This is a genomic window from Coprococcus sp. AF99-45 (genome assembly GCF_027663865.1).
In the GTDB taxonomy this organism is placed as follows: Bacteria; Bacillota; Clostridia; order Lachnospirales; family Lachnospiraceae; genus Allocoprococcus; species Allocoprococcus comes.
On the sequence record NZ_JAQDGZ010000030.1, the window covers coordinates 20596 to 28919 of the forward strand.

6 protein-coding genes and 1 pseudogene are annotated in these 8324 nt (G+C 43.2%); 2 read left to right on the forward strand and 5 right to left on the reverse strand.

What is annotated here, in order from left to right; translation table 11 throughout:
• Positions 1 to 17 precede the first annotated feature (17 nt).
• From PGR14_RS14835 to PGR14_RS14845, 3 genes are read right to left on the reverse strand one after another with little or no spacing between them, the layout of a single operon-like run.
• Entirely contained in the window at positions 18 to 1952 is a 1935-nt protein-coding gene (locus tag PGR14_RS14835; protein WP_173692432.1) for a V-type ATP synthase subunit I, read from the reverse strand.
• Positions 1949 to 2995, reverse strand: coding sequence for a V0D/AC39 family V-type ATPase subunit (locus PGR14_RS14840; RefSeq protein WP_055248769.1), 1047 nt, complete (start codon positions 2993 to 2995; stop codon positions 1949 to 1951). Before PGR14_RS14840 ends, PGR14_RS14835 begins: the two co-directional genes overlap by 4 nt.
• A gap of 3 nt (positions 2996 to 2998) precedes the next feature.
• Positions 2999 to 3310 carry a hypothetical protein gene (locus tag PGR14_RS14845; RefSeq protein ID WP_055248767.1) on the reverse strand — a complete coding sequence of 104 codons (312 nt, stop codon included), beginning with the start codon at positions 3308 to 3310 and terminating at the stop codon, positions 2999 to 3001.
• A gap of 215 nt (positions 3311 to 3525) precedes the next feature.
• Between PGR14_RS14845 and trmB the strand changes: the two genes are divergently transcribed.
• Complete coding sequence (gene trmB / locus PGR14_RS14850; RefSeq protein WP_055248765.1) at positions 3526 to 4182, forward strand: tRNA (guanosine(46)-N7)-methyltransferase TrmB; 657 nt, start codon at positions 3526 to 3528, stop codon at positions 4180 to 4182.
• A 341-nt stretch (positions 4183 to 4523) separates the two neighbouring features.
• Positions 4524 to 4847, forward strand: a complete 324-nt coding sequence (locus tag PGR14_RS14855; protein WP_055248763.1) for a thioredoxin family protein — start codon at positions 4524 to 4526, stop codon at positions 4845 to 4847.
• 60 nt (positions 4848 to 4907) lie between these two features.
• On the opposite strand, the gene glgB is transcribed toward PGR14_RS14855, so the two are convergent.
• Together glgB and PGR14_RS14865 are read right to left on the reverse strand one after the other, a co-directional pair.
• A complete protein-coding gene (gene glgB, locus PGR14_RS14860; protein WP_227084805.1) occupies positions 4908 to 6953 on the reverse strand; it encodes a 1,4-alpha-glucan branching protein GlgB in 2046 nt (681 codons plus the stop codon).
• 180 nt (positions 6954 to 7133) lie between these two features.
• Positions 7134 to 8324, reverse strand: a pseudogene (locus PGR14_RS14865) (hypothetical protein); the annotation flags it as partial.

Genomic DNA, 8324 nt, shown 5'->3' on the forward strand with positions numbered 1-8324 from the left:
CCTCCTAAAATGAAAAACTAATTTTTTGCAGTACCTGTATAAGGTTTAAATTCGCGGCCGCTGCCTTTGTAGAAACGGCTGAACATCTCGTAATAGACAAGTCTCAGGACCTGGATTCCAACGATCAGTCCTTCGAATCCACATACAAACAGGTTGCCGAGTACGATCACTACCCAGTTAATATGCCCGCTTTCGGCACCGGCAAGCATCAGTACAACCTCCATGATGGAAGCGTGGCTGACTGCGAATGCACCGATACGGATAAAGGAAAGCGTATTTGAAAAATAGCTGAGCAGGGTTTCAAATAATTCAAAGAATGCCTGGGTGACAAACATTGCTTTGCTTTGTTCCATTTTTTCGGTTTTCTTTTTGATCTTGTTCGTCAGCGGCTCTTTCAGTGCGATCAGAAGAAGCGGTACTCCGAACATCACTGCAAGAACGATTCCACCCGGCAGAGAGTGACCTGTCATGAAAAGAACGATGCAGGTAACTGCTGCCCCGTAGAATATCAGCCCTGCCACGCCGTTTGCATCAAACCAGGTTGCTTCGGTATCTTTGGCACGGATGCCGTTGATAATATGGAAGATCATAGAAATCAGGATGATTCCCATACCAAAAGCAATCGATACGATAAATACGGTATTCAGTTTTCCGATAAACGGTAAGGTGGTCATATGATTGATCGGTCGGATCCATTTGGCTTCTATAATGTCTTCAAATCCAAACACACTTCCAAACATAAATCCAAAGAAGGTGGAGAAGATTCCGGCAAGTGATACGATTCCGGCAAGGTTCATTTTCTTTGTGAAATACAGGATCGCACCGCCGATAAAGAGCAGCAGCCCCTGACCGACATCCCCGAACATGGCGCCGAAGATAAAGCTGTACATGATACCTACAAAAATGGTCGGATCCATCTCACCGCTCTTGGGAAGTCCGTACATCTTGATGAACATTTCAAATGGTTTGAAAAGCTTTGGATTCTCAAGCTTGGTAGGAGGTTCTCCAAAATACTGTTCCCGGTCCTCTTCTACTACGATATAAACCTTGTCATCTCCCTGTGCCTCTTTGATAAATGCATTTGCATCTTCTTCGGACATCCAGCCGCAGAGGATGTAGTATTCTTCCTGTTCGTCTGTCTCGGTTCGTGCCGCAAATTTCCGGATATCAAAGTTATCGGAAAAACGTTCCAGCTGAATTCTTGCACCGAGTAGTCTGGAAGCGTTCTTGCGGAACATCTCCTGACGTTTATCCTTCACTGCCTGGATTTCATCGGTCAGATTCTGGACTTCTTTATCCAGGCTCCGGTAAGCTTCCAGCGGAGTTCCGCCAAAGTCTTCCAGCAGATCGATTTTTTCAAAGTGGAGAGACCGCATGATCGAATCGACCTTTCCTGCATCAGCATCCGATACAAAATAAACGCCATAGACATAAGAGGCATCTCTGGAGCCTTCCAGAAATAATGCATCAATGTCTTCAAGAAGCGCTTTTTCCAGCCGGTGATAATAATCCACATTGATTTTTCCAAATTTTGTGCGGATGTATTTGTACTGCATGATCTCATGCAGGTCAAAATCCAGAGAAGTAAAAGGTTCCAGGACTTTCATACGTGCCTGGATATTCTCTCTCTTTTTTTTCAGTTCTTCTTTTTGCTGCTGCAGATCCATGTAGTCATGATTGATAGAACGAATCATCTCAAGGATCTCGTCTTCGCTCTGATCAAAGGATGGCGCTGCTGGCATGTCTTTCATATATCCCAGAAACTGTGTCACTTTTGCGAGTGGATCACGGTAAGGGTTCATTTCCAGAAATGGCATCAGATTATCTACTGTCTTGAGCTCCGTGAGTGCATTTTCAAGCTGCATCTCATATTTGGAAAGATACCGGTTTGTCATGCGGTCGATGTCGGCGCGTGGTCCGGTAATGCTCAGGAACTTCATCTTAACAATCATTTCGCTGTTCCTCCTATATAAGTTAATGTCTCACGTGCAGGAAGTCCGTAGCGAACACATTCGAGCACAGTTGTAAGCTTATCAAGCTCCTCCTCTTTCAGAAAAAGATAGGTATTCACGGTTGCGATGGAATAAGGGTTACTTCTTCTGTCTGCCAGGTAGAGACGGTACAGGCAGTCTTTGTAAATCGTCTCGATGGACGCTGGTGTCTGAGTATCGGTGTGACGCAGATAAGGCGTTCTGGTAACCAGCTTTAAAAATTCATCGACAGACGGTGCTTCTACAAGATCCTTCAGCTGATCTACATGAATCCGGTAGTGTATCGGGATCAGCAGTGTGGAAATATCCGGCGGAAGCATGTTGTAATATTTTTTTGCACGGTAGATCCACTGCAGGTTCAGCAGGTCGATCTTTGCTCCGGCATCTCTGGTGAAAATTTCCAGTTCCTTATGCTTCAGAATCTTTTTGCGTTTCTTCCACATGGTTGTAAAATAGTACAGATTCAGTGCCAGATCGTAATCAAAAAGGGTAGGGTTCTCCGCATTTTCCAGACGTTTTAACGGCGCATAGTATTCTGTGCCCTTTAAATTTCCCACCAGCTCACCGATATTCCCCGAAGTGATCAGTTTATCGATGGAGAGATCCGAATATTTGTCGAAGAATATTTTCTTATGATCCAGATCAAAAGGCTTCTGATAGTGGTTGAATACAATACGCAGACAATAGTTGATCAGATTCATCTCGTAGCGCTTCAGATAAAGCTCCAGGAATTTTTTCTGATCCATTCCGGAAAAACGGTACAGGCGTGTATAATCACTGTAAAGTGACTGCACAAGAAGCTTCTCAATCTCACCGCGGTGAAGACGGTTTTCGTCCATATCTGCAAGGACATTCCGATATCCGGGATGTTCTTTGAGATAAGCAGCAACTTCGGTTACTGTATGAAATGCGGCGATGTTCCGGAAATCTTCATCAGTGAGCAGTTTCGCCTGCATGGCGCGTACTTTTGTTACGATGCCACTGTATGCAAGTAAATTTCCCATATGCTATCCCTCTATGATACGTCTGACAATTTTCTCGGCATATGCCGTATGCTTCTCTTCAAAATCTTTTTTAAGTTCTTCGATCGCTGTCTGGTTCTTACGGTTCTGCCTTGCAAGAATCTCATCCATCTGACGGTTTAATCCTTTGTGGATATCGTTCAGCTCCTTTTGGGTGTGATCTTCAAGTTGTTTGTCGAACTGATTGCGTTCATATTGAATGCGTTCTTCCAGTTCTGATTTTTCCAGTTCCGCGTGTTCCACAACAGCTTCGGCTGCGTGTTCGATTTCGGAGAGCTTTTTAACAATATGATCCATTGTCCGACTCCTTTCTTAGAAATTATTTATACATTTTTAATAATGCATACATATTCTACTACTTTAAATTAGAAAAATCTACTAAATAATAAGAGAATATCATAAGAATATTTTATACAAAACTTATAAAATATATTTTTGGGTTTTCAAATATTTCAGAATAGTATAAAATAAATAAGGTTATACATATTTTCACTAAAGGAAGAGAAAGATATATGAGGTTAAGAAATGTACCGGGAGCAGATGCTTATCTGACAGCTCATCCCCTTGTAATTAAAAATGAGACCAGATATCGCGGCACCTGGAAAGAGACTTTTCAGAATCCGGAGAATCCGATCCATATTGAGATCGGGATGGGAAAAGGACAGTTTCTTCTGACACTTGCAAAGGAGAATCCATCCATCAACTATATCGGTATCGAACGTTATTCAAGCGTACTGCTTCGGGCGCTGGAACGCTTTGACAATGACGAGGAATACAAGGATGTCAACAATATTCGTTTTATTTGTATGGATGCGACAAATCTGCCGGAGGTTTTTGCTGTCGGAGAGATTGACAAGATTTATCTGAATTTTTCAGATCCGTGGCCGAAAGCACGTCATGCAAAGCGCAGACTTACTTCCAAGCAGTTTTTTGAGCGGTATGACAAGATCCTTGCCTTTGACGGAGTCGTTGAATTTAAGACAGACAACAGAGAGCTGTTTGAATTTTCACTGGAGCAGGTGGAGTTGGCAGGCTGGGTACTTCTGGCGAAGACCTATGATCTTCACAATGATCCGACACTCAGCAGAGGGAATGTTATGACTGAGTACGAGGAGAAATTTTCCGGGCAGGGACATCCGATCCATAAACTGATCGCAATGCGCCAGTAAGACAATTGAATAAAATGCAACAGGCAGATCATAAAGGCGCTGAGTGCGTAAGATGATCCCTGGCAATATAAGAGACAGCAGATACGGAGCAATCCGCACATCGGCTGTCTTTTTGCATATATTGTAGAAAGAGGAAGTCAGGAAGGAACAGATATGCGGAAAAAGCATCATTTTCAGAATTGTATGCGGGGGTTTTGCTATAAGAATCCAAGATTTAATAAAAAGCTGATCTGTTTCAGAAATTCTTTTCAGGAAGTCTATAAAATCTTAAACCCGAAATGTGGATGCCACTAATCCAGTCCTTTTTACATAGCCTGAGATGGCAGAAATGAGGAAAGTGTATGGGTATCGCATTGATCACGAAGGATTATGAAAATACAGTCGGAAAGCAGAGGATGCCGGTAATTGTGGAGTTTTACGCATCATGGTGTCCAAAGTGCGGAATGATGTATCCTGTTGTGGAAAGGATTGCCAGCCGGTATCAGGGAAAATGGATTTTTTATAAGATTGATATTGATATATCGAAAGAGCTTGCAGAGTATATAGGCATTGAGATTGTACCGACGTTTGTGGTGTACAGAGATGGAAAAATCTGTGGATATACAACCGGAGTTCTTCCAGAAGAAACTCTGGAAGAACGAATCCGGGAAATGTTAAGAAAATAATTGGTGGAATCAATTATTCGTATGATGAATATTTTGCGCAGATTGCATTGACTTGCTATGTTAAAATTCGAATACAGCAACACCGTATGGCGGAAGATCGTAACCAAATGAATATGGTCTTCCATCACATTCCTGTTTCTTTGCTTTATATACTGCCGGGCGGGCTTTTCCGCTTCCGCCATACTGCAATTCATCACTGTTCAGTACCAGGCGGTACTGTTTGCCGCGCGGTACGCCGACACGGTACTCCGGTCGTTCGATCGGTGTGAAGTTACATACGAATAAAAGGTTCTTTTTTGCGCCCTTTGAATGACGGATGAAGCTGTAAATACTTCGTGAGCTGTCATCTGCATTGACCCACTCAAAGCCTTCCATGCAGGTATCCTGTTCATACATGGCTTTGTTGTGTGTGTAAAGATGCAGCAGGTCACGGTAGAAATTCTGGAGTGCCTGATGCTCCGGCTCTGCAAGGAGATACCAGTCAAGCTCACGCGCCTCGCTCCACTCGCGGAGCTGTCCGAAATCCTGTCCCATGAAGAGAAGTTTCTTTCCAGGATGTCCCATCATGAAAGCATAACCGACCTTCAGGTTGGCGAATTTCTCAAATCCTAGACCAGGCATCTTATTGAGCATAGAGCATTTTAGATGTACCACTTCATCATGTGATAATACAAGAATATAATTCTCGCTGTATGCATAGGTTAAGGCAAATGTCATACCGTAGTGGTCGCCTTTGCGGAAATATGGATCCAGCTTCATGTATTCGGTAAAGTCATGCATCCATCCCATGTTCCACTTCAGGCTGAATCCAAGACCATCATCTTCCGGTTTGCCTGTTACTTTTGGCCATGCGGTGGATTCTTCTGCGATCATCAGTGCGCCAGGGTTACGTCCGGTAGTAACGGAATTCAGATGCTTGAAAAATTCGATTGCTTCCAGATTCTCATTGCTGCCGTATTTGTTGGCGATCCACTGACCGTCTTCTTTACCGTAATCAAGATACAGCATGGAAGCAACAGCATCTACGCGGAGACCATCGATGTGATAATGTTCGATCCAGAACAGTGCGTTGGCGATCAGGAAGTTCTTAACTTCTGCTTTACCATAATCGAAGATCTTGGTTCCCCAGTCCGGATGTTCCCCTTTCTTAGGATCTGCATATTCAAAGGTAGCTGTGCCGTCAAAGTCAGCGAGTCCGTGTGCATCGCGTGGAAAATGTGCCGGTACCCAGTCAAGGATTACGCCAATCTTATTCTTATGGAAGTAATTGATCATATATGCGAAATCTTCCGGCGTACCATAACGGGAGGTCGGAGCATAATATCCGGTCACCTGATATCCCCAGGAGCCGTCAAATGGGTATTCTGAAATTCCCATCAGTTCGATATGAGTATACCCCATCTTTTTTATGTAGTCTGTAGCTGCATGCGCAAATTCACGGTAGCTGTAGAACCCATCATCTTCACGTCCCGGATGGCGCATCCAGGAACCGATATGTGCTTCATAAATGGAAATCGGTGAGGAATGGAAATCCCATTCTGCCCGGTGCTTCATCCAGACACTGTCACTCCATTTTAAATGGGAGATATCAGCAATCCTTGAGGCAGTTCCCGGTCTCAACTCTGCACTGTTCGCAAATGGATCAGCTTTGTAAAGCTTATCTCCGGTCTGTGTCTCAATACAGTACTTGTAAAGCTGTCCGAGCTGTGCTTCCGGAACAAATGCGGTATAGATTCCAAGTGGTTCCTGACGCTTCATAACGTTTGCATCTTCACTCCAGCCGTTGAATTCACCGACTACGGCAACTGATCTGGCGTGTGGAGCCCATACTGCGAAATATACGCCGGTTTTTTTTCCATCTTTTACAAAATGTGCACCCATTTTTTTATAGATTTCATAATGGGTTCCCTGTCCGAATAAATATTGATCTAATTCGCCGATTCTATAATCAGCGGGTTTATCTGTTGTTACAGTTTTTACAGACTTTTTAGCTGTAGACTTTTTAGCAGCAGTTTTAGCAGCTGCCGGTTTTTTTACAGTAGATTTTTTTACGGCCGTCTTGCGGGTCGTGTTGGTCTGTTGTGCTGTTGTTTTTTTTACTGCCATCCCATTCACCTTCTATCAAAGATATTTAGGAATATTATACTAGAAATAGCGATAAAAAGAAAGAGTTTTGGACAACTTATACACTTCTTATGTAAGATGTCTAAAACTCTTTCTTTATAGTTATCGGTTTTGTCTGCATATATAAAAGAACGCGCCGGAAGCGCGTTCTTTGTAGAAATCTTATGCTTTAAAATCTTCTTCTTTCAGGATGATGTGGTCTGAATTATCAGTGCTTCTTCCAAATACCCGTTTCACAAGATGTTTTACATTTGCTTTCTGGGAATGTGAAATTGCTTCATCCATGATCTCTTTTACTTCTGCAACAGTAACCGCATGATCTTCTCTCTGCATCATATCAATCCGGCTGTATAATGCAAGGATTCCCATTTCATCGATACGGTATCCGTTTTCCTTAGCATAGGTCTGACCGAATGTAACCAGTTCATCATTGATGAATACCGGAAGCTCCAGTCTGGAAGTAAATTTACGTTTGAATTCGCGATGGGATGCAAACATTCTTTCCAGCGGTTTCTTCTGGTCTTCCAGAAGGAAGAGAAGTTCGCCGGTCTGTTCATCCATCATGTCATTCAGTTCACGGATGGTTCTGTCATTCATCTTGGAAGCTTTTTCGATGATCAGTGCGCCACCGTTCAGTTTATCGATGATACTTCCGATGTCCTTTTTGTTCAGAGAATCACCGGTTACGATTGCAACTTTACCCTGTTTGAGTCTGCGCTGTTTCTGGATTGCTTTTACAATATCAACTGCGAGGACTGTTTTTCCGCTTCCCTTGCGGCCAAGGATCAGGATGTTGCCTGTGCGGGAAGTTCCATAACGGTTACGGCAACGTTTGTCGTTATCAAGGATTTCAACAAGCTGTTCACTGACACCACGGATCGGTACAAAGTAAGAGAACAGCTGCTTCTGCTCTTCAGTAAGTCCAAGCTTCAGTCCGATCTCACTTGTTGCACTCAGATCGTAACGACCCTGTACAACGAATCCGGTATCGAATTTACCCATGCGTTCGGTGATTTCATCTTCTGACGGTTCTTCGATTTCAAGAACTTCGTCAATATCAGGAGTTGGCGCTGATTTTGAAGTTTCTTTCTCTGGCTCAGGAGCCGGTTTCTCGTCAAATTCAAGATCAAGATAATCATCACTGCTATCTAATTCTTCTTCATCTTCAAAGGAATCAAGGTCTGCAAAATCACCATCATCTTCGTCAGAATCATGATCATCGATATCGAGAGCAGATTCTTTTTCAAAATCAAAATCCTCTTTATGATCTTCATCTAATTCATCATCGATCTGGTAGTCATCTTCGTCTTCATCCTCGTATTCTTCCTCATCGTCATACTCGGAATCGTCTTC